Source organism: Roseivirga misakiensis (genome assembly GCF_001747105.1).
Taxonomy (GTDB): domain Bacteria; phylum Bacteroidota; class Bacteroidia; order Cytophagales; family Cyclobacteriaceae; genus Roseivirga; species Roseivirga misakiensis.
Genome location: NZ_MDGQ01000005.1, coordinates 2,219,054 through 2,237,646, shown reverse-complemented (window position 1 = coordinate 2,237,646; position 18,593 = coordinate 2,219,054). Strand labels below are relative to the sequence as shown.

The following is an 18,593-nucleotide window of genomic DNA, read 5'->3' as shown; positions in this document are numbered from 1 at the left end:
TTTAAACTTGGTTTAAAAAGTCTTCCATCGACTTAACACCCTTTTGGTCCTTTAACCAAGCAGCAACGGCTATTGCACCCTTTGCAAATCCCTCTCGAGAGTGTGCGGTGTGCCGAATATCGATAGTATCTACTGACGAAGTGTATGAAATTTCATGCGTTCCAGGGGCTGGGTCTATTCTTTCAGAAATTATTGTCAGCTCAGTAGGTACATCAGTTTCTTCATTTACCCAACTTGTCTTTCTGTCTAAGTGATCAATTATCCCATTGGCAATTGAGATTGAAGTGCCACTTGGGGCATCTAACTTATGGGTGTGATGAATCTCTTTAGTGGATACTGCATATTGACTTTGGCTATTCATTAGTTTGGCCAATTGCTCATTTAGCTTGAAGAATAAGTTTACGCCGATGCTAAAATTAGATGCTACTAAGTAAGTGCCGTTATTTAACTCGCAGTACTCGTCAACTTCTTGTTTCCGATCCAGCCAGCCAGTTGTGCCGACGGCCACCGGAATTTGGTGATCTATACACCATTTGATATTATCGATAGCCGCTTCAGGTTGACTAAATTCAATAGCCACATCAACCGCTTCGGTATCCAAGGTTTGTAAATCTGCCGTATTATCGATTGTGATTTTGCCGACTATTTGGTGTCCGGCGTCAGTGGCAAGCTTATCTATGAGTTGCCCCATTTTGCCATAGCCTATTAACAGTATATTCATCTCCCAATTGGTAGTGTTACACGGAAGCCCATATATGGAGCTCCGTTCGAAAGAACACCCATTTTTGGTTTTACGTTCAGTGCTAATTTCTCGTCTACATTAAAACCTTTAAGATGTGCATCTACGGCAGCATCTATGATTTGCAAGGCATATAAGCCGGCCATACTTAAAAAGACTAAATCTCTATTCTTACGCCAATTATCAGCTCGTCTTTGGTAAACTCGAATAAGATCCAAATTTGGGTCGTCCTTTGCTTCTTCTATTTCTATTTTGGTGAGGTTATCATTTCTGAGTCCCTCATTCACCCCCACAAAGTGAATTAACCCCCCGAGCCCTCCATATATGATAGGGACTTTCCACCAGCTGTCATTGTAAATTTGTCCCCAGCCTGGAATGATGGCCGATCGGGTGGAAGCTTTTCTGGGGTTGTAGTACTTTTGACCTTGAGATACAGCTATGGCTTCGCCTACGATCTGTCCGTTTTTCAATTCGGCAGTTTTCTCTTGGGATACTGCAAAATTGGTTATGAAAACTAGGATTAAAACCGTTGTAGCTAAGCGCATGATGTTACATATTTATAATCTCCAAAATACGGTTCAAGTCCTCTGTAGAAACGAATGGAATTTTAATCTCACCTCTGAATTGTCCGTCAGCTTTTAAACCAACACGTGTTCCGAAATGAGACGATAGTTTCTGTTGTACCTGTTGCACTTCGTAACTTCTATGTTGACTCGATGATTTCTTTGAACTCGCTGGTTTTGCGTCCTTGCCTGACATCAAATCTCGTACCAATTGCTCTACTTTTCGTACCGATAGCTCTTCGTTTACGGCTTTTTTGAAAATATGTAGCTGTTTATCTATATCCTCGACATTAACAATGGCTCGTGCATGGCCCATCGAGATTTTTTTATCTCTTATGCCCGCTTGGATATCTGGTGGTAGTCTCAGTAATCTTAAGTAATTATTTACGGTGGTTCTATTCTTTCCTACACGTTCGCCTAACTGCTCTTGTTTTAGGTCACATTCATCGAGTAAGCGCTGGTAGCTCAGGGCTATTTCCATAGCATTTAAATTCTCCCGTTGGATGTTTTCTATCAATGCCATTTCTAGCATTTGTTGGTCATCCGCAGTACGAACGTAGGCTGGTACTGTGTCTAACTTTGCAATTTTAGATGCTTGAAACCTTCGTTCACCTGAAATCAGCTGATATTCATCTTGGCTAAGCTTTCTAACCGTGATTGGCTGAATGATTCCTTGAACTTTGATGGATTCGGCAAGCTCTTCTAAGGCTTCTCTGTCGAAATGAGTTCTCGGCTGGTAGGGGTTCACTTGAATTTGATCCAATCGGATTTCGTTCATCGACCCCACTGGGTTGTTATCTAATGCACTGGGTGCGGTATTTATTGAAGAATCCTCCAGTAGTGCTCCAAGACCTCTTCCTAATGCGTTCTTCCTTTTTGGAGTTTTAGCTGCCATATTAAAAATCTTATCCTTTATTATTATCGGCTATTTCTTTCGCCAAATTTAAATAAGCCAGTGCGCCTTTACTTTCGGCGTCGTGTACAATGGCTGGTATACCAAAGCTTGGTGACTCACTTAGTTTTACATTTCTCGGTATTATGGTCTTACAAACCATATTTTTAAAATGGACTTGTACTTCTTCTACCACCTGATTAGACAAACGTAGCCTAGTATCATACATTGTAAGCAGTATACCTTCTATAGCCAGATTAGCGTTTAGTCTTTTCTGAATTATCTTAATTGTATTCAATAGCTTACCCAAGCCTTCCAAAGCAAAATATTCACATTGTACGGGGATCAACACGGCATCGGCTGCTGTGAGTGAGTTTACAGTGATTAGTCCTAAAGATGGTGCACAGTCTATGAGTATGAAATCATAGTCTGCTCTTACGCTGTTCAACACATCTCTCATTTTCTCCTCTCGATTAGAAATGTTTACCATTTCTATCTCCGCACCTACAAGGTTGATATGTGAGGGGAGCAGGTTTAAAAATGGAATTTCCGTCTCTACAATTGAGTCGCCAATTTCCGCCTTACCGACCATGCACTCATAGACACTCATTTCTACCTCTCTGGGGTTAATCCCTAAGCCAGAGGTAGTGTTAGCCTGAGGATCTGCATCTACTACTAAAGTCTTGTATTCTAAAACAGCCAAACTTGCTGCCAAATTCATGGCAGTGGTAGTCTTGCCAACGCCACCTTTTTGGTTTGCTATCGCGATTATTTTGCCCATGTGTATTTTAGAGTGAAAGTGTTTTACCTATTTCTGGTAGCACTAAGTTAACCTTGTTTTCTTGAGCTATTGCAAGCGCATCGTCATGATTTATGGCGACGTAAGGAAAAGTATCGAAATGAACGCCTATTAGCTCATTACAAGCCACCATTTTACAGGCTTTCATAGCATCGGCAACGCCCATGGTGAAGTTGTCACCAACTGGCATAATCGAGAAGTCTAATTCGAATTCTTCACCGATTAATTCCATGTCTTTTGTTAAGGCAGTATCACCTGAGTAATAGAAACAACCTTCATCATTTTTGATTACAATTCCGGCCGGGTGTCCTCCGTAGCTACCGTCAGGCATAGAGCTAGAGTGCACAGCGTTGACCAGTTTTATGGTACCGAAATCAAAAGTCCAAGAGCCTCCGTGGTTCATAGGATGGCCTCTTTCCAAGCCTTTGGCCCCAAACCAATTGACTACTTCATATGTAGAAATTATGGTGGCATTAGATCCATTGTAGATACGCTCTACATCAGCTACGTGATCGCCATGTCCGTGGCTCAGAATAATGTAGTCTGGTTGAATACCATCAACATCGATCGATTGAGCCAATTCATTTGGTGTTATGAAGGGATCAAACAACAGCTTTTTGCCTTGAGTTTCGATTAAAAATGAAGCATGACCATAGAAGGTGAATTTCATCGTGAGGCAGAATGTTTAAGGTTAACAAATAGTATACAAAGATAGCAGATTAGATGAAAGTTCTGAGTGTAGACTTTGTGCCAACTTAAAATGAAAGGCATAAAAAAAGGAGGCTATTAACCTCCCTTTTTTAAGTTACTTTTTCTTTTTGTTCTGAAGCTGTTTTTGTTTTTGAGCTTCTTGACTGGCCTTCATGGCTTCTTCCAGCCTTAGTGCGAACTTTGACTTTTTCTTGTTCGCATTCTTTTTCTTGTTCTCTTGCAGGGTTGCTCTGATTTTATCTTCATCTACAAATCTTCTGATCAAGGTCTGTTGACTGAATGTGATGATGTTTGAGACGAAGTAGTAGAAACTTAAACCCGAAGAATAGCTATTCAGTACAAACATGAAAATGATCGGCATAAAGTACCCAATACTTTTCATCGGTCCTTGAACAGAACTTACTTGGTTGTTAGACCATGTGTAAAGTAATGTTGATAGGGTCATTAATAGTGTAAATCCACTAACATGAGCGCCATAAAAAGGAATAGTAAAAGGCAGGTTGATCAGTACATCATAAGTCGAAAGGTCATTTGCCCATAGGAAGGATTCTTGTCTTAATTCAATCGAGTTAGGGAAAAAGAAGAACATCGCGAACAGAATCGGCATTTGCAAAACCAGCGGAATACATCCGCTTATCGGATTTACACCCACTTGGCGGTAAAGCTGCATTTGCTCTTGCTGCATCTTTTGTTGGTCACCACCAACTTTTTCCTTGAGGGCATCTAATTCAGGCTTGAGTGCCTTCATTTTTGCCATGGACAAGTAGGACTTTCTTGAAAGTGGGAATAGGGCCAGTTTTACGATCAATACAATGATCATAATAATGACGCCGTAGTTTCCGATGTACTTTTCTAGAAAGCCGAAGAGTTCAACAATGATGTATTTGTTTACCCAGCTTACAAGTTTGTAACCCATGTAAACATTGTCTTCATAACCCTCAGTTACCTTTTTAAGTCCTTTGTAGCTATTTGGGCCATAATAATAAGTGAAATTGGCCCCAATCATAACCTCGCTTATCGGTGTACTCAACTCCATTAAACCAGACTTGACAACTGTAGAATCTAGACCAGGGGTAGTGCCGATAGTAGCTTGTGTAAATCCTTTTTCAGAAATGATTCCCGAGTTAAAGAACTTTTGAGAAAAGCTTAACCATTTAACACCTTCAGCGATTACTTCCGTCTGAGGGTCTTGAGTGGTAGCCGATAAGTTATCAGAATCTTCGGCGAGGGTGTAATATCTAACAGTAGTTTTATTTCTCGAATCATCGAGATTTTTCTCATAGCGCTGCATGGCCATAGACCAGGCTATAGTCATTTCATTGCCAATGATGCTGTTTCTAAGGCCATTTGCTTTCACCTGATAGTCAACATCATATTTATCTGACTTGATGATATAGGTTTGTTCTAGCGCGTTGCCATTACCCAAATCGGCTACAAACTTTACCGTTACACTATCTTGGCCAAGGATTGTTCTACTAGAATTACTTGTTGTAAAGTATAGGTCGCTTAGATTAATGTTGCCATTCGTTGTTGGAAGATTAATGGCTTGTTGACTCGTATTCTCGTCAAAAAGAACCAACGGTTTGCCATCAAAAGTGACATAGGAGTCTTCATTCAATACTACTTTCTGGATACGCCCACCTTTATTTGTGAAGGTGTATTTTGCCTTGTCCGTAGTGATTTCAAATGTTTTCTCTGCTCCGCTCATGGCGCTAGCGTAGATACCAAACTGACTTGCCAGTGCAGTCGTGTCTAAAGTTGGTTGTCCTTCTGTAGCTTGTAATTCTTGCGGCACATTTGCCGGATCTACTTGCTCAACAGTAGGGCTTTCTAAATCAATAACTTCTGGTTCTTCAGGATTCTGAAAAACGATAGAGTACACTATTAAAATAACCGCAATTAAGACTAGGCCAATGACCGAATTCTTATCCATCTTCTCTAAAAATTAATTCTTTTTGTTTTTGACTACTGCACCAATAAAGCTTACAAATAGGGGGTGAGGGTTCATTACCGTACTCTTTAATTCTGGGTGGAATTGGGTGCCTACAAAGTACGGGTGAGCTGGAATCTCCATGATTTCTACTAAATCTGACTCAGGGTTTCTACCAACTGCTGACATACCTGCTGCTTCAAAGTCGGCAAGGTATTTATTATTGAACTCATATCTATGCCTGTGTCTTTCATCCACTTTAGTAGACCCATAGGCATTGAACACCTTCGAAGGCTTCTTGACTTTACAATCGTAAGCGCCAAGACGCATGGTACCGCCGTAATCTTCTATATTTTTTTGATCCTCCATGAGTCCAATTACAGGGTGCTCTGTTTCTGGATAAAGTTCGGTAGAAGCTGCGCCTTCAAGGCCCAATACATTTCTAGCAAACTCAACCACAGCACATTGCATTCCTAAACAGATACCAAAGAAAGGTATATTTTCTTCTCTGACATATCTGATTGCTTCGATCTTACCCTCAATACCTCGCTCTCCAAAACCAGGAGCAACGAGAATACCATCTAAATCTCTTAGGGTTCTATGAACGGATTTTTTGGTGATAGTCTCCGAAGAAATCCAGTGAACGTTCACTTTGCATTCTAAATGCGCTCCTGCATGGATAAACGCTTCGGCAATAGATTTATAAGCATCCGGAAGCTCGACATATTTACCAACCAGACCAATGTTGACTTCATTAGTCGGGTTTTTGAGCTTGCCTAAGAACTTTCTCCAGTCGTCTATTTGTGGTTGCTCTTTTGCGGAAAGCTTGAGTTTAGTCAAAACACGCTCGTCTAACTTTTCCTTCCTCATCAAAAGCGGCACATCGTAAATAGTATCGGCATCAAGCGCTTCTATTACAGAGTTCAACTGAACATTGCAGAAAAGCGCTAATTTCTTTCTGATATCATTTGGTAACGGTTTTTCCGATCGGCAAACTAATAAGTCAGGTTGGATACCGGCTTCTAATAGTTGCTTGACTGAATGCTGAGTGGGTTTAGTTTTTAATTCTTTTGCGGCCTTTAAATAAGGAATCAGCGTCAAGTGAACTACCAAACAATTGTTTTCTCCAACATCCCATCTAGCTTGCCTTACTGCTTCTATAAATGGGAGTGATTCTATATCGCCGACGCAACCGCCAATCTCGGTGATGACAATATCATAATCTCCAGTTTCACCTAACCGGAAAAAGTTATTTTTAATCTCATCGGTAATATGTGGGATTACTTGTACTGTTTTTCCCAAATAGTCACCACGGCGCTCCTTAGTAATTACATTATGGTATATACGACCAGTAGTAACATTATTAGCTTGAGACGTTTTAATGTTTAGAAAACGCTCATAATGGCCCAAGTCTAGGTCGGTTTCTGCCCCGTCATCGGTTACATAGCATTCGCCATGTTCATAAGGATTCAGAGTCCCAGGATCAATGTTAATATATGGATCAAACTTTTGAATAGTAACCCGATAACCTCGAGCCATTAATAAGTTGCCAAGAGAAGCCGCTACTATTCCTTTACCTAAAGAAGAAGTAACACCACCAGTAACAAAAATGTATTTCGCAGAAGCCATAAGTGTGATAAGAGAAATTAACTTATGGGATACAAAGGTAAGAATTTCAATTGAATCTTTGAGTCGAAAATACAATCTTTCCAGAGATGTACTCAGAATCGTTTTGAACTACCTAGTTTAAACCACTAACTTTGCGTGCTTTTAAGAATTACCCCGAATGAATCTTGCCCATAAGCTCAAAGACCCCGTTTTTAAAACGATAAGTGAAGTCGCTCATAATGAGGGCTTAGAGACATATGTAGTCGGCGGTTATGTTAGAGATATTCTGCTGAAACGCCCCTCTAAGGATATCGATTTTGTTTGTGTCGGTAGTGGCATAGAGCTGGCAAAAGCGGTCAAAAAATCTTTAGGAGGTCAGTATCCGCTTTCCGTGTTTAAGAACTTCGGTACAGCTATGATCAAAACCGATGATCTGGAGTTAGAATTTGTCGGGGCGCGTAAAGAATCTTATCAAAGAGACTCGCGAAAACCGATCGTTGAAAACGGCACCTTAGAAGACGATCAGAATAGGAGAGATTTCGCCATTAATGCCATGGCCATAAGCCTGAATAAGGATTCTTACGGGGAGTTAGTCGATCCATTTGGTGGTGTAGAGGATTTAAAGGAAAAGCTGATTAAAACACCGCTGGACCCAAAGACGACTTTCTCCGATGACCCTTTAAGAATGATGCGCGCTATTCGATTTGCTTCACAGCTAAAATTCGATATTGATGCCGACACCTTTCAGGGGATTATCGATATGAAAGATCGGATTAAGATCATTTCTCAAGAGCGAATTATTGTAGAATTGAATAAGATCATTCTGTCCGATGAACCTTCATATGGTTTTAAACTGCTTTTTTACTGTGGCTTATTAAAAGAGGTTTTTCCAGAACTTGTGGCACTACAGGGAGTCGATAGTATTGAAGATAAATCGCATAAGGATAATTTTTATCATACGCTTCAAGTCCTAGATAATATAAGCCAAAACACAGACAGCCTTTGGTTACGTTGGGCTGCCATAATGCACGATATTGCCAAGCCAGCTACAAAACGCTTCAATAAGAAGGTGGGGTGGACATTTCACGGTCACGAAGACAAAGGTGCGCGCATGACACCAGGTATTTTCCGTAGGCTGAAACTTCCTATGGGTGAGTCTATGCGTTACGTGCAAAAATTAGTAAAACTCCATTTAAGACCTATTGCTTTGGTAAAAGATGAGATTACAGATTCTGCTGTCCGTCGATTACTCTTTGAAGCTGGGGACGATATTGATGATTTGATGATGCTCTGTAGAGCTGATATCACTTCCAAGAATAATAATAAGGTTAAAAGGTACCTTCAAAACTTTGATAAGGTGGAAAGCCGAATGGTGGCTGTAGAAGAAAAGGATAAAGTTCGTAACTTTCAGCCAGTTATTACTGGGCAGATGATTATGTCTACCTTTGGCCTTAAACCAGGAAAAACGATTGGGGATATTAAAGAGGCGTTGAAAGAGGCGGTTTTGGAAGGAAAAATCAGAAACGAATTTGATCAAGCGCATGAATATATGCTCGAACTAGGTAGGGAACATGGCCTGAATGTTGTTAAACCACTGAGATAAATTATTTACGAAACATAAAATGAAGAAGATTAAGTTTTTTGTGTTGGCTCTAGGGCTAATGTTAACAAGTGTCAGCGCATTGGCACAAGACAGTACTTACTTGTCAAATGAATATGCAAAAGCTTTAGCGTTATTTGAAAGGTCTCAGAAGTATAATGATGCGTTTTTAACTAAGCACGCGTTGTACGAGATTTTGGTACTCAATCCAAATGACTCTTCCGCTATGAGAACGCTTTCTGAGTTGTACTACAACAGTCAGCAATACACTTCAAGTGCTTTAGTTTCGTTAGACATGCTAGAGCGATATCCAAATAATGAAATAGCCTTAGAGATCGTGGCCTTGAGCTATGAAAATTTAAGACTATATGATAAGGCTGTCGAGTATTATGAAAAGCTTTGGCTAAGAACTGAAAATGTAAATGTTCAGTATCAAATTGCTTACTTACAATACGCTTTAAAAAGATTTACGGAGTCAGAAACTAATTTGGCCACGATTGAATCAAAAATTAAAGCGGAAGATAAAATCTCTCTAAACAAAAGCGATGGCTCAGTACAGCAAATCCCTTTTGCAGCGGCCATTGCAAACCTACGTGGATTGATGGCCGTAGAGCAGGGTAATAATGAGGAGGCTAAAGTGCAGTTTAATAAAGCACTCACGCTTAGCCCAGAATTTGAGGCTGCTAAGAATAGCTTAGAAGGATTGAACAAAGGATAAGTTGCCTTGTCACTAAAATAAAAGCATAAAAGCTCCACTTGTTGGAGCTTTTTTTATGCTTAACTTTCTTGATGCAACCCTAAAGATCGAATGCTGTCTTTAGAATGATTTTAGCCATTGGAAACCGGATACCAAAATATTCATCAAGCGATAATTGATCGGTGCCTCGCGGGAGAGCGCATGGCGCAGTATGAGTTGTATAAACTCTATTCTAAAGCTATGTACAATACTTGTTTGAGAATTACCAATAGCGATATGGATGCTGAAGATGTGCTTCAAGAGTCTTTTTTGAGTGCTTTTAAGAACTTAAAAAACTATAAGGGTACAGCCTCTTTTGGTAGTTGGTTAAAGCGGATCGTGGTAAATAATGCGATCAACTTGGTTAAAAAAAGAAGGTTAGACTTAGAGTCTGTAGAGGATATTGGAGCGTATGATCTGGAGATCGAAAACCAAGATGGTCAAGATTTATCATATGAAGTTTCCGTTGTTAATGAGGGGATCTCAAGACTTCCAGATGGGTATCGTTTAGTATTAACACTCTATTTGTTGGAGGGGTATGATCACAAGGAGATAGGAGAAATACTTGGAGTAACCGAGTCAACATCTAAGTCACAGTTTAACCGATCTAAGAAAAAATTGAGAGAGATTTTAAAGGAGGATTTAAAATATGCAGGGTAAAGATAATTTGGAAAATTTCATCCGTAATAACAGAGCGGAGTTTGACGATAAGTCACCATCCGATAATGTCTGGAATGCGATTGAGCGAGATTTAGAACCTAAGACAACCAATCAGCTTTGGTACTGGAAAGCAGCCGTCTTTTTATTGGTAGGTGCAGTAACCTTTTTATTGATCGATAGGCCAAACCAAGACCAGGTATCACCAAATATTGACGAACAACAAGCTTTATTAGAGACAGCGAACCTAGAAAAGTTCGAAGAACTAGAAACGTTTTACTCATCCATTATTTCCAACAAAATCTCAAAACTCGAAGGGGTGGAAGAAGATGCACAGTTTGACTACCTAGAAGCTGAAATTAAGAATTTAGACGTGCTCTATTCCGATCTAAAAAATGTGTTCTTGGAAAGCCAACAATCGGAGGAAGTTCTAGATAGGTTGATTCATATCTTAAGGCAGAAAATACACCTGATCAATAGTGAATTAGATATTCTCGAAAGTGATAGACTTCCCGAGGAAATGAGAAAAGAAGTAGGACTTTCTATGTAATCTAAGCTGGCGTAGCTGCGGAATCAAAAACGCTCCCTTTTTCGCACCTTAGGGTTCTTTTAGGATAGTTTTCAATAATCTTGAAGTCATGGGTGGCCATCAGAACGGCAGTCCCACTTTTATTAATTTCTTCAAATGTTTTGAAAATGCCATCTGAAACTTCTGGGTCTAGGTTTCCTGTTGGCTCATCTGCAATTAAAATTGATGGTTCATTGACCAAAGCCCGTGCAATAACGACACGTTGTTGTTCACCACCAGACAGTTGATGAGGCATTTTAGTGGCAACCGCTCCTAGGCCAACTCGCATGAGCACATTAGAGAGACGGCTTTTCATCTTGCTTTTGTCTTTCCAACCTGTGGCTTTCATCACAAAGTAAATATTCTCTGCTACACTACGGTCTTGTAGAAGTTGAAAGTCTTGAAAAACAATACCAAGCTTTCTTCTTAAAAGAGGGATTTCCTTTCTTTTGATTTTATCGATGTCAAATCCTGCTACCTTGATATTCCCCATATGCAGTGGTATATCGCAATAGAGTGTTTTCAAGAGCGAACTTTTTCCACTTCCAGTACGCCCGATCAGATAGACAAATTCACCTTTTTCAACACTCAAGTTTACATCATTGAGCACTGTTTTGTCTTCTTGAAAAATACTAGCGTTGGTTATCTGAACAATGGGTTCACCTGAAAAGGGCATCTTAGATCTCTAATTTTTGAAGTTTACCAAAAGGCAAGTTATTAATTACTTCTTCTAACGCAACTTCCTTGCCTTCAAGTCCATACTTCTCCAATTTTTTTAAAGGGCGGTCTGCTCTGAAATAAGCTATCAGTACAAAATTCTCATCTCGTAACTGTATGTAGTCCGGAATTTTTGCTTTACCCTTTACTTTAATGATGTACATCTTTTCGCGATCCTTCGAATTATTCAAATAACCCGTCGTTTGCGAAAAGGTTTTATCCATTTGACTTGGCATGATCCGCTAGGAATTTTGCAAGGCCAGAATCAGTTAAGGGGTGGTTTAATAGACTTGTGATCACATTTAAAGGACAAGTAACTACATCGGCACCAATCTCTGAACACTGGATTAAGTGCATGGTGTGTCTGATGGAAGCCGCAAGTACTTCAGTAGTAAAACCATAGTTCTGATAGATGTTTACGATCTGATCGATCAGTTGCAAACCATCATAACTGATATCGTCTAGTCGGCCAATGAAAGGAGATACATAAGAAGCACCCGCTTTCGCCGCTAATAAGGCCTGCCCTGCAGAAAACACTAATGTGCAATTAGTTCTTATGCCTTGGTTCGTGAAATGCTTTATGGCTTTTACGCCATCTTTAATCATAGGCACTTTTACCACAATCTTGTCATCGATTTTGGCAAGTTCAGTACCTTCTTTTACCATACCGTCAAAATCAGTCGCAATAACTTCCGCACTCACATTATCATCTACTATATCGCAAATGGCTTTGTAATGCGCCATAACGTTTTCTTGACCAGAAATGCCCTCTTTTGCCATTAGCGATGGGTTGGTAGTCACACCATCTAAAACGCCAAGGTCATATGCCTCTTGAATGTCACTCAGATTTGCTGTATCGATAAAGAATTTCATTGCTAAATTTTTCTAGGTTTGGATGCTACAAATCTAGCGTTTTTAATGATTGAAAACCACCAAGAACCATTTAGTTTCAGCAATGAAAAATTGACTTCAAATCAGTTGATACCAGAGTCTATTATAGCGTAAGAAATCGAGAGAGACTGGAAAAACCCAGAAGTGCTCATCACTTTAATTGGTAGTAAGCGATCGTTATACTCATAGGAGTAGCTACATGGGTTGCAAGCTAAATCTAGAAGCCCAGAGTAATCCTTATAACGAACTTGAGTCACATTGTTTTTATTGGCTATATCAAATTCATAGTTATAGAAATAGGGGTTTCCTCGTTTATAGTTAAACGCATTGTCATAAGTGTAGGTAGATTCATGAATCAAAGTCTTGCCATAGTAATGCTCAATTTTTTGAACGTTATCGCCTTGCCAAAAATATTTATTCGAGGTTTGGGTATCTATGGAGTTCGGGTTATAGGATATTTTCCCAACAACTTGTCCTTCAGCATTATAAGTGTATTCGTTGATCCATTCCACATTCATTTCACCAGAATAGGCATAGGAGAGAAGCTCTTGATGAAGTCTTCCATCGTTGAGATAAGTGTAATTGGTTTTTTGAAAAGCCGTGTCGCTGGGTAAATACTTGTGTGTCTTTTCTATAAGCCGATCGCCCTCGTACTTGAACTCGACTAGCTCACCATCCGATGTAAAATCAATGTCCGATGTCACTTTTCTCCTAACCGAGATAAGTCGGTTTTGATCGTCGTAAGTAAAATCTTCGGTTTGAATATAATCGCTATTGGTATTATCAACGATCTGTTGGACATTGAAGTGATCGATTTCAATAGGCGTAATTCCATTTTCACAGGATAACGCCACAAAAAGAATTGGCAATAGGTAAACGAGTTTCTTCATGATTGTTATGGTTCTGTTTCTTTGACACCACATTTGAAAAAACGGTTGTAAAGCGGTTTAGAATACGATCATTTAATTCACATATTCCTGCTTTTTTACCAAGGCAAAGTAGTCGCCTTCTATAGGTAGGTAGCCATATTCATAGCAAAAAAAGTAGGTAGCGCCAGCCTTGGTGGTGTAAGTGCTTGTATGGTAATTAAAATCGAAGCCTTTTTCATTCAACTTAGAGCGACTAGTTTTTGATTTGCCCTTTGGGTTCAACTCCTCCAAAATTCGCCTGTTCTTTCGGAGAATATTGTGAACATTTCGCACATAGTTATTGCTGTCTGCGTTCTGCTTATTGTTATAAGTATTGCGGCATTGATCGTCACAGAACTTTTTATCTCGTCGGCCAAATACAGGCTTCCCACATTCCAAACACTTTTTTTCTTCCATTAACCTAGTTTCTGGTATGAATATAAATTACTGAGAAACAATGATATATCCAATTACAAACGTTTACAAATGAAAGTTAATCGACTATAAATGTTTAAGAACCGAATAAACAGCAGAGCCCCATCCAACTTTGCTGCTGTCAATTCGAGACATCGGAAAGACGCCAATTCAAATTCTAAACTTAAAATTGATAATCATGCAAAATCTAAGAAATCGTGTACAGTTAATCGGACGCCTTGGCCAGAACCCTGAAACAAGAACCCTTAATTCGGGTAAAACTATTACGACATTTTCCATCGCTACTACGGACAGTTACAGGAACAGTGAAGGTGAAAAGATAGAGGATACCCAATGGCACAACATTGTAGCATGGGGTAAGGTGGGCGATCTAGCAGCAGAATATTTAACTAAGGGACAAGAAGTAGCCTTGGAAGGTAAACTCATCCATAGGTCTTATGAAAATAAGGCAGGGGAGAAGCGTTTTGTGACTGAAATTAACCTCAATGAAATGTTAATGCTAGGTGGTAAAAAGTAATGCTGACCACCCGTGATATGATGTCATTGAAAAAGCGAGAAATAAGGTGCTAGATTAATAGCACCTTATCTATTATGCGAACTACATTCAACAACATAACAGAGGTGATAATGATAAAAAAGGCTGTGATGGTCCAGTGCTTTTTTCTACCACTTCCATTAGTTCGTCGTTTTCTTCGGTGAAGAAGGGAATCGTCAGTAATCATAGCTATTCGTGTCGTCCGTAAATTGTATTCAAATAGCCTGCCACTGCTCAAACAGCCGTTTAAACGGAATTTTCGCTATGGAATCGTTCCCAAAATGAGAAAGTTGTTACATTTTTGGATAGAATAATGGCGGTAGAACTGAGCACCGCTGGAAAGTTAATTTGAGAATATTCTAGTTGCTACTGTTGTAAGCTTCAGTTTTTGTACTCTTCGTAGATAGCGTAAATAACTGCTAAAGCGCAAAGTGCAATGCTAATCCAGCCGAGAATATGAACACCATCTTTAAAAGCTATGTAATAAAGTGCAGCGCCTGTTCCTCCACCAATAATTGGACCCACTACAGGAACCCAGCTATAGGCCCAGTTTGAGTCTCCTTTTCCTTTGATGGGTAACAAAAAATGTGTGAGACGCGGACCAAAATCCCTAGCAGGGTTAATGGCATAACCCGTTGAACCACCTTGTGCCATACCTATGATGGCTATGAGTCCTCCGACAACAAGTGGGTTCAAACCTTCGGTAAACTTATTCGCGCCTATCATCAAAAGTCCAAAGATTAGAATCATGGTGCCAAGCATTTCGCTGACAAGGTTTGATCCTTTTTGATCTATGGCACCGCTGGTACAAAACACACCAAGCTTTGCGCCTTGATCTTCAGTTTTTCCCCAGTGAGGTAAGTATTGCACCCATGTAAGAGAAGCTCCTAGCATAGCACCCAATACCTGAGCGATAATATAGCCTGGAACAAGACTCCATTCGAGTTCTCCAGCGATCGCGAGCGAGGTAGTTACAGCAGGGTTGAGGTGGGCGCCACTTATTTCACCAACAGCATAAATGCCAAAGGTTACGGCTAAGCCCCAGCCAATGGTGGTAATGATCCATCCAGAATCTTTGGCATATGAGAATTTTAGGGTGGTGGCCGCATTAATGCTATTACCAAAATATAGAAGAATGGCGGTGCCGATAAACTCTGCTAAATAAACTGACATGGATGGAAAAAATCGTGTGTGTAATTATACGATTTAGGAGGGAATAAAAAAAGGCATCAGGATGTCGCACTGCTCTACCGCTTACCCTTGCTCTGTTCCCAGCCTGGGGGAGTTCAGCAGGAGCTAGTCGCATCCCTTTGCCGGGCACAAAGGTATTAAGAAATTGTGAACTCAAAAGGCTTAAATAATATTTTTCGAACTATAAAAATACCTACTTATGGGTATTTTTTTTCTGCGACTTTTAGAACTACTTTACAGGTAAGCACACACAAGTATCCTTGTTCCGAGGATGTAAAACTGACCAGAGACATTTTATTTTCAACTAAAACAATAACGTTATGTTAATGCAGACTATTAGTACGTCAGAGGATGTGCTTTTCAAAGGCGCTGTTTTGAACAGCCAAATGATTAAATTTACAGACCCAGATCCTGATCCACCAACCGATCCAGATCCAGATAACGGTAGTGGTAGTAGTGGTGGTAGTGGAAGCGGTTCTAGTACTGGAGGAGATGAAGGTTCTGGAACTGGTGGAGGACCAAGTAAACACTAAATACTCATATGAAAAGACCATGCATCGTTCTATTAGCCATCTTGTGTGTCAGTAACTTCTGTTTAGGGCAAGACAATGAGGAATGGATGAGGCAGGTTGAACAAAGTGATAAATTAAGGGGGGAATCAAAATTTGATTCTGCCCTTTTTTTGATGGAAGACCTTTTTATGAGCGCAAAAGAAGTTGGTGACTATGAGTACATGAGTCGTGCGAAAATTGAAATTTCATCAACTTATTTATCTACAAAGAGAGATAGTTTTGCACTTTTGGCAATAAACGAAGCAATTCTTTATGCCGAGAAAGGTGGTGTTGAGCACTTAAAGATGACTGCGATTTATAATTTAGGATTGGTCATGGAAAGGAAAAGTCAGTTCGACTCGGCCATGTTGTATTACTCTCAAGCCGAAAAGTTTTATCGTAAAAATTTAGATACTTTAAAATTAGGAATTGTCTTATCGGGAATGGCATCTGTACAAACCGAAAAACAAAGATGGTCCAATGCAATTGAACTTAATCAAGAGTCCGCAAAGTTGTATTCTGCTATCGGTAAGTATGATGTTTTGGCGAAGCGCTATTTTGTAATCGGTGAGAATTATCTCATTTGGGATTATTATGATAGCTTGGATATTTCAAATCGGTATTTAGATAGTGCCGAAATTTACTATAATAAGTCCTTTAAGTGGGCTGACTCGTTAAGTTTTCCTACTCCAGCTTTCAGGTCGTTAAGAGGCCTTGCAGTCATCAATGAAAGAAGAGCCGACTATGAGACTGCCTTAGGTTTTATGTATAGGTCAAATGATATTACCCAAAGATTATACTCTCGGAATATTGAAGACAAACTACTAGCAGTAAGAGAGCAATATTATACCGCAAACCTAGAGATTAAAGCTCTCAGAGAGGAACGCCAGAAGAATACTATTTTGATTATCGGTGTTGCAATCATAATCGTAATATCTATTTGGCTCTATATTGTCGATCAACGAAGGAAATCTGTTCTGGCTATTGCTGAAAAGAACGATCAAATCAATAAGCAGAAGATAGATGAGCTTTTACAAGAGCAAGAGATTGCTTCTTTACAGGGCGTTTTAGAAGGGCAGGAAACAGAGCGTAAACGGGTGGCAATTGACTTACACGATAGACTAGGTGGTATACTTTCTATGGTGAAACTCCACTTTAGTGCCGTAGAAGAGAAGATTGAAAAGGAAAACCCAAACAAAGAGAAATTTTTAACCGCATCAGAACTTTTAGATTTGGCGGCGGGTGAGGTAAGGAATATTTCGCACGATATGATGTCGGGTGTTCTGGCTAAGTTCGGTCTTATACCAGCGCTAGAAGATTTAAAAACTAGGATTTCGGAAACGGGTAAGCTGGACTTAAATCTTTATGTGAATATTAAAGATAATCTACTTTCTGGTGAGCAAGAGTTGCAGTTATATAGAATAGTCCAAGAGTTGATCAGTAACATCTTAAAGCATTCTCAAGCCACAGAAACCAATATTCAACTCAACCAAAATGAAGGTAGTGTCAATTTAATTGTTGAAGATGACGGTGTTGGTTTCGACCCCAAACGACTGGAAAATGCAGATGGAATAGGGTTGAGTAATTTAAAAGCCAGAGTTGCTAAATTAGAGGGAACTTTTCACGTTGATTCGGGCAAAGGAGCCGGAACAACTATATCCATAGATATCCCAGTTGAAAATGATTAGAGTTTTTATAGTTGACGATCATCAGGTAGTAATCGATGGGCTCTCCTCTATATTGGCCGATAATGATAATATTAAGTTTTGTGGTAGCGCACAGAACGGAAAAGACGCTTTGTTGCAGCTGCAATCTGTAAGTCCTGACGTGCTCTTACTGGATATCAATATGCCAGAAATGGATGGAATCCAGGTAATTAAGGCACTGCGCGAAAGGGGGGATAATCTCCATATTTTAGTCTTGACGATGCATAATAACCCTCAGTTTACTAAGCAGCTGATGCAATTGGGTGTAGAAGGCTGTATTCTAAAAAATGCAGGCCAAAAAGAGCTGATTTTAGCGATTAATGAAGTGAATAATGGAGAGCGCTACTACGGCAAAGATGTGCAAGACTCCCTGTTCGAGAGCGTAAAGAAAACGGAAGATGCAGTAGCCAAAGTTCAATTGACCAAAAGAGAGGTACAAGTGATTCGCCTAATTGCATCTGAGTATACCACCAATGAAATTGCTGAGGAATTGGCGATTAGTACGCATACTGTTGACACACATCGAAAGAATATTGTCTCGAAACTGGGCTTTAAAAATACCGCTGGTTTGGTAAAGTTCGCGATCGAAAAGGGGATAGTTTAATCCTTGCGCTCGAATATTTCCTTTTTCATATACAGCTGAAACTCTAAAGGACTACTTTCTTTAAACTCATCTACTTTTAAGTCTTCATAAATATCTTCATCAAACTGAATATCAGTTTTTTCGACTTTGCCATCAGGGTGCACAATGAGTTCTGTTCCTGAGAAATCAATTGGGTTTACTCCGACGAGTACTTGATAATCATCAAATACACGTTTAAAATACTTATAAACAATGGCGTCTTTTTTACCCATT

22 protein-coding genes and 1 other RNA gene are annotated in these 18,593 nt (G+C 39.7%); 8 read left to right on the top strand and 15 right to left on the bottom strand.

Annotation, left to right across the window (positions count from 1 at the left end; all coding sequences use genetic code 11):
- Position 1: 1 nt before the first annotated feature.
- The 7 genes from dapB to BFP71_RS17370 form a co-directional block, all read right to left on the bottom strand.
- The gene (dapB, locus tag BFP71_RS17400) at positions 2-721 is read right to left on the bottom strand and encodes a 4-hydroxy-tetrahydrodipicolinate reductase (RefSeq protein ID WP_069836689.1); all 720 of its coding nucleotides are present in this window, start codon (positions 719-721) and stop codon (positions 2-4) included.
- Positions 718-1,284: a DUF5683 domain-containing protein gene (locus BFP71_RS17395; protein ID WP_069836688.1), complete on the bottom strand. Its 567-nt coding sequence runs from the start codon at positions 1,282-1,284 to the stop codon at positions 718-720. The genes dapB and BFP71_RS17395 overlap by 4 nt, the downstream gene beginning before the upstream one ends.
- A gap of 4 nt (positions 1,285-1,288) precedes the next feature.
- Complete coding sequence (locus tag BFP71_RS17390) at positions 1,289-2,197, bottom strand: ParB/RepB/Spo0J family partition protein (RefSeq protein WP_069836687.1); 909 nt, start codon at positions 2,195-2,197, stop codon at positions 1,289-1,291.
- A 10-nt stretch (positions 2,198-2,207) separates the two neighbouring features.
- Positions 2,208-2,975 (bottom strand): ParA family protein, encoded by a 768-nt coding sequence (locus tag BFP71_RS17385; protein ID WP_069836686.1) that lies wholly within the window; start codon positions 2,973-2,975, stop codon positions 2,208-2,210.
- A 7-nt stretch (positions 2,976-2,982) separates the two neighbouring features.
- Complete coding sequence (locus tag BFP71_RS17380) at positions 2,983-3,663, bottom strand: metal-dependent hydrolase (RefSeq protein WP_069836685.1); 681 nt, start codon at positions 3,661-3,663, stop codon at positions 2,983-2,985.
- Positions 3,664-3,798: 135 nt separating this feature from the next.
- Entirely contained in the window at positions 3,799-5,637 is a 1,839-nt protein-coding gene (yidC, locus tag BFP71_RS17375; protein WP_069836684.1) for a membrane protein insertase YidC, read from the bottom strand.
- Positions 5,638-5,649: 12 nt separating this feature from the next.
- On the bottom strand, positions 5,650-7,263 hold the full coding sequence (locus BFP71_RS17370) for a CTP synthase (protein WP_069836683.1): 1,614 nt from the start codon (positions 7,261-7,263) through the stop codon (positions 5,650-5,652).
- 157 nt (positions 7,264-7,420) lie between these two features.
- Here BFP71_RS17370 and BFP71_RS17365 point away from each other — a divergent pair, with 157 nt between their 5' ends.
- The 4 genes from BFP71_RS17365 (at position 7,421) to BFP71_RS17350 (ending at position 10,785) form a co-directional block, all read left to right on the top strand.
- Entirely contained in the window at positions 7,421-8,845 is a 1,425-nt protein-coding gene (locus BFP71_RS17365) for a CCA tRNA nucleotidyltransferase (protein WP_069836682.1), read from the top strand.
- Between the two features lie 19 nt (positions 8,846-8,864).
- Positions 8,865-9,560 carry a tetratricopeptide repeat protein gene (locus BFP71_RS17360; protein WP_069836681.1) on the top strand — a complete coding sequence of 232 codons (696 nt, stop codon included), beginning with the start codon at positions 8,865-8,867 and terminating at the stop codon, positions 9,558-9,560.
- 117 nt (positions 9,561-9,677) lie between these two features.
- Entirely contained in the window at positions 9,678-10,238 is a 561-nt protein-coding gene (locus BFP71_RS17355; RefSeq protein ID WP_069836680.1) for an RNA polymerase sigma factor, read from the top strand.
- Positions 10,228-10,785 carry a hypothetical protein gene (locus BFP71_RS17350; RefSeq protein WP_069836679.1) on the top strand — a complete coding sequence of 186 codons (558 nt, stop codon included), beginning with the start codon at positions 10,228-10,230 and terminating at the stop codon, positions 10,783-10,785. The genes BFP71_RS17355 and BFP71_RS17350 overlap by 11 nt, the downstream gene beginning before the upstream one ends.
- 1 nt (position 10,786) lies before the next feature.
- Here BFP71_RS17350 and BFP71_RS17345 read toward each other — a convergent pair whose 3' ends face one another.
- The 5 genes from BFP71_RS17345 to BFP71_RS17325 all read right to left on the bottom strand — a co-directional run bounded on the left by BFP71_RS17345 (position 10,787) and on the right by BFP71_RS17325 (position 13,736).
- A complete protein-coding gene (locus tag BFP71_RS17345) occupies positions 10,787-11,479 on the bottom strand; it encodes a cell division ATP-binding protein FtsE (protein WP_069836678.1) in 693 nt (230 codons plus the stop codon).
- Position 11,480: 1 nt separating this feature from the next.
- Positions 11,481-11,684 carry a fructose-6-phosphate aldolase gene (locus BFP71_RS17340; RefSeq protein ID WP_069837145.1) on the bottom strand — a complete coding sequence of 68 codons (204 nt, stop codon included), beginning with the start codon at positions 11,682-11,684 and terminating at the stop codon, positions 11,481-11,483.
- Positions 11,685-11,736: 52 nt separating this feature from the next.
- A complete protein-coding gene (gene fsa, locus BFP71_RS17335; RefSeq protein ID WP_069836677.1) occupies positions 11,737-12,393 on the bottom strand; it encodes a fructose-6-phosphate aldolase in 657 nt (218 codons plus the stop codon).
- Positions 12,394-12,494: 101 nt separating this feature from the next.
- Positions 12,495-13,301: a hypothetical protein gene (locus BFP71_RS17330; protein ID WP_141719798.1), complete on the bottom strand. Its 807-nt coding sequence runs from the start codon at positions 13,299-13,301 to the stop codon at positions 12,495-12,497.
- A gap of 72 nt (positions 13,302-13,373) precedes the next feature.
- The gene (locus BFP71_RS17325; protein WP_069836675.1) at positions 13,374-13,736 is read right to left on the bottom strand and encodes a DUF2116 family Zn-ribbon domain-containing protein; all 363 of its coding nucleotides are present in this window, start codon (positions 13,734-13,736) and stop codon (positions 13,374-13,376) included.
- Positions 13,737-13,932: 196 nt separating this feature from the next.
- Here BFP71_RS17325 and BFP71_RS17320 point away from each other — a divergent pair, with 196 nt between their 5' ends.
- Positions 13,933-14,271 (top strand): single-stranded DNA-binding protein, encoded by a 339-nt coding sequence (locus BFP71_RS17320; RefSeq protein ID WP_069836674.1) that lies wholly within the window; start codon positions 13,933-13,935, stop codon positions 14,269-14,271.
- Positions 14,272-14,670: 399 nt separating this feature from the next.
- Here BFP71_RS17320 and BFP71_RS17315 read toward each other — a convergent pair whose 3' ends face one another.
- Entirely contained in the window at positions 14,671-15,462 is a 792-nt protein-coding gene (locus tag BFP71_RS17315; protein WP_069836673.1) for an MIP/aquaporin family protein, read from the bottom strand.
- A gap of 47 nt (positions 15,463-15,509) precedes the next feature.
- An RNA gene (gene ffs, locus BFP71_RS17310) (signal recognition particle sRNA small type) lies at positions 15,510-15,606 on the bottom strand.
- Positions 15,607-15,800: 194 nt separating this feature from the next.
- Between ffs and BFP71_RS17305 the strand changes: the two genes are divergently transcribed.
- Genes BFP71_RS17305 through BFP71_RS17295 form a run of 3 tightly spaced genes read left to right on the top strand, consistent with a single transcriptional unit; the run spans position 15,801 to position 18,341 of the window.
- Positions 15,801-16,013, top strand: coding sequence for a hypothetical protein (locus BFP71_RS17305; protein ID WP_141719797.1), 213 nt, complete (start codon positions 15,801-15,803; stop codon positions 16,011-16,013).
- Between the two features lie 8 nt (positions 16,014-16,021).
- Positions 16,022-17,719, top strand: a complete 1,698-nt coding sequence (locus BFP71_RS17300) for a sensor histidine kinase (protein ID WP_088125097.1) — start codon at positions 16,022-16,024, stop codon at positions 17,717-17,719.
- Entirely contained in the window at positions 17,712-18,341 is a 630-nt protein-coding gene (locus BFP71_RS17295) for a response regulator (RefSeq protein WP_069836670.1), read from the top strand. The genes BFP71_RS17300 and BFP71_RS17295 overlap by 8 nt, the downstream gene beginning before the upstream one ends.
- On the opposite strand, the gene BFP71_RS17290 is transcribed toward BFP71_RS17295, so the two are convergent.
- The gene (locus BFP71_RS17290) at positions 18,338-18,592 is read right to left on the bottom strand and encodes a hypothetical protein (RefSeq protein ID WP_069836669.1); all 255 of its coding nucleotides are present in this window, start codon (positions 18,590-18,592) and stop codon (positions 18,338-18,340) included. The two genes, BFP71_RS17295 and BFP71_RS17290, sit on opposite strands and share 4 nt — an antisense overlap.
- Position 18,593: the final 1 nt, after the last annotated feature.

Bases quoted from the DNA above. Each gene is read 5' to 3' on its own strand.
- BFP71_RS17330 (WP_141719798.1), bottom strand. From the start codon at position 13,301: ATGAAGAAACTCGTTTACCTATTGCCAATTCTTTTTGTGGCGTTATCC.
- fsa (WP_069836677.1), bottom strand. From the start codon at position 12,393: ATGAAATTCTTTATCGATACAGCAAATCTGAGTGACATTCAAGAGGCA.
- BFP71_RS17350 (WP_069836679.1), top strand. From the start codon at position 10,228: ATGCAGGGTAAAGATAATTTGGAAAATTTCATCCGTAATAACAGAGCG.
- BFP71_RS17395 (WP_069836688.1), bottom strand. From the start codon at position 1,284: ATGCGCTTAGCTACAACGGTTTTAATCCTAGTTTTCATAACCAATTTT.
- BFP71_RS17385 (WP_069836686.1), bottom strand. From the start codon at position 2,975: ATGGGCAAAATAATCGCGATAGCAAACCAAAAAGGTGGCGTTGGCAAG.
- BFP71_RS17365 (WP_069836682.1), top strand. From the start codon at position 7,421: ATGAATCTTGCCCATAAGCTCAAAGACCCCGTTTTTAAAACGATAAGT.
- BFP71_RS17360 (WP_069836681.1), top strand. From the start codon at position 8,865: ATGAAGAAGATTAAGTTTTTTGTGTTGGCTCTAGGGCTAATGTTAACA.
- BFP71_RS17315 (WP_069836673.1), bottom strand. From the start codon at position 15,462: ATGTCAGTTTATTTAGCAGAGTTTATCGGCACCGCCATTCTTCTATAT.
- BFP71_RS17370 (WP_069836683.1), bottom strand. From the start codon at position 7,263: ATGGCTTCTGCGAAATACATTTTTGTTACTGGTGGTGTTACTTCTTCT.
- BFP71_RS17305 (WP_141719797.1), top strand. From the start codon at position 15,801: ATGTTAATGCAGACTATTAGTACGTCAGAGGATGTGCTTTTCAAAGGC.
- dapB (WP_069836689.1), bottom strand. From the start codon at position 721: ATGAATATACTGTTAATAGGCTATGGCAAAATGGGGCAACTCATAGAT.
- BFP71_RS17290 (WP_069836669.1), bottom strand. From the start codon at position 18,592: ATGGGTAAAAAAGACGCCATTGTTTATAAGTATTTTAAACGTGTATTT.
- BFP71_RS17295 (WP_069836670.1), top strand. From the start codon at position 17,712: ATGATTAGAGTTTTTATAGTTGACGATCATCAGGTAGTAATCGATGGG.
- BFP71_RS17390 (WP_069836687.1), bottom strand. From the start codon at position 2,197: ATGGCAGCTAAAACTCCAAAAAGGAAGAACGCATTAGGAAGAGGTCTT.
- BFP71_RS17300 (WP_088125097.1), top strand. From the start codon at position 16,022: ATGAAAAGACCATGCATCGTTCTATTAGCCATCTTGTGTGTCAGTAAC.
- yidC (WP_069836684.1), bottom strand. From the start codon at position 5,637: ATGGATAAGAATTCGGTCATTGGCCTAGTCTTAATTGCGGTTATTTTA.
- BFP71_RS17340 (WP_069837145.1), bottom strand. From the start codon at position 11,684: ATGTACATCATTAAAGTAAAGGGTAAAGCAAAAATTCCGGACTACATA.
- BFP71_RS17320 (WP_069836674.1), top strand. From the start codon at position 13,933: ATGCAAAATCTAAGAAATCGTGTACAGTTAATCGGACGCCTTGGCCAG.
- BFP71_RS17325 (WP_069836675.1), bottom strand. From the start codon at position 13,736: ATGGAAGAAAAAAAGTGTTTGGAATGTGGGAAGCCTGTATTTGGCCGA.
- BFP71_RS17345 (WP_069836678.1), bottom strand. From the start codon at position 11,479: ATGCCCTTTTCAGGTGAACCCATTGTTCAGATAACCAACGCTAGTATT.
- BFP71_RS17380 (WP_069836685.1), bottom strand. From the start codon at position 3,663: ATGAAATTCACCTTCTATGGTCATGCTTCATTTTTAATCGAAACTCAA.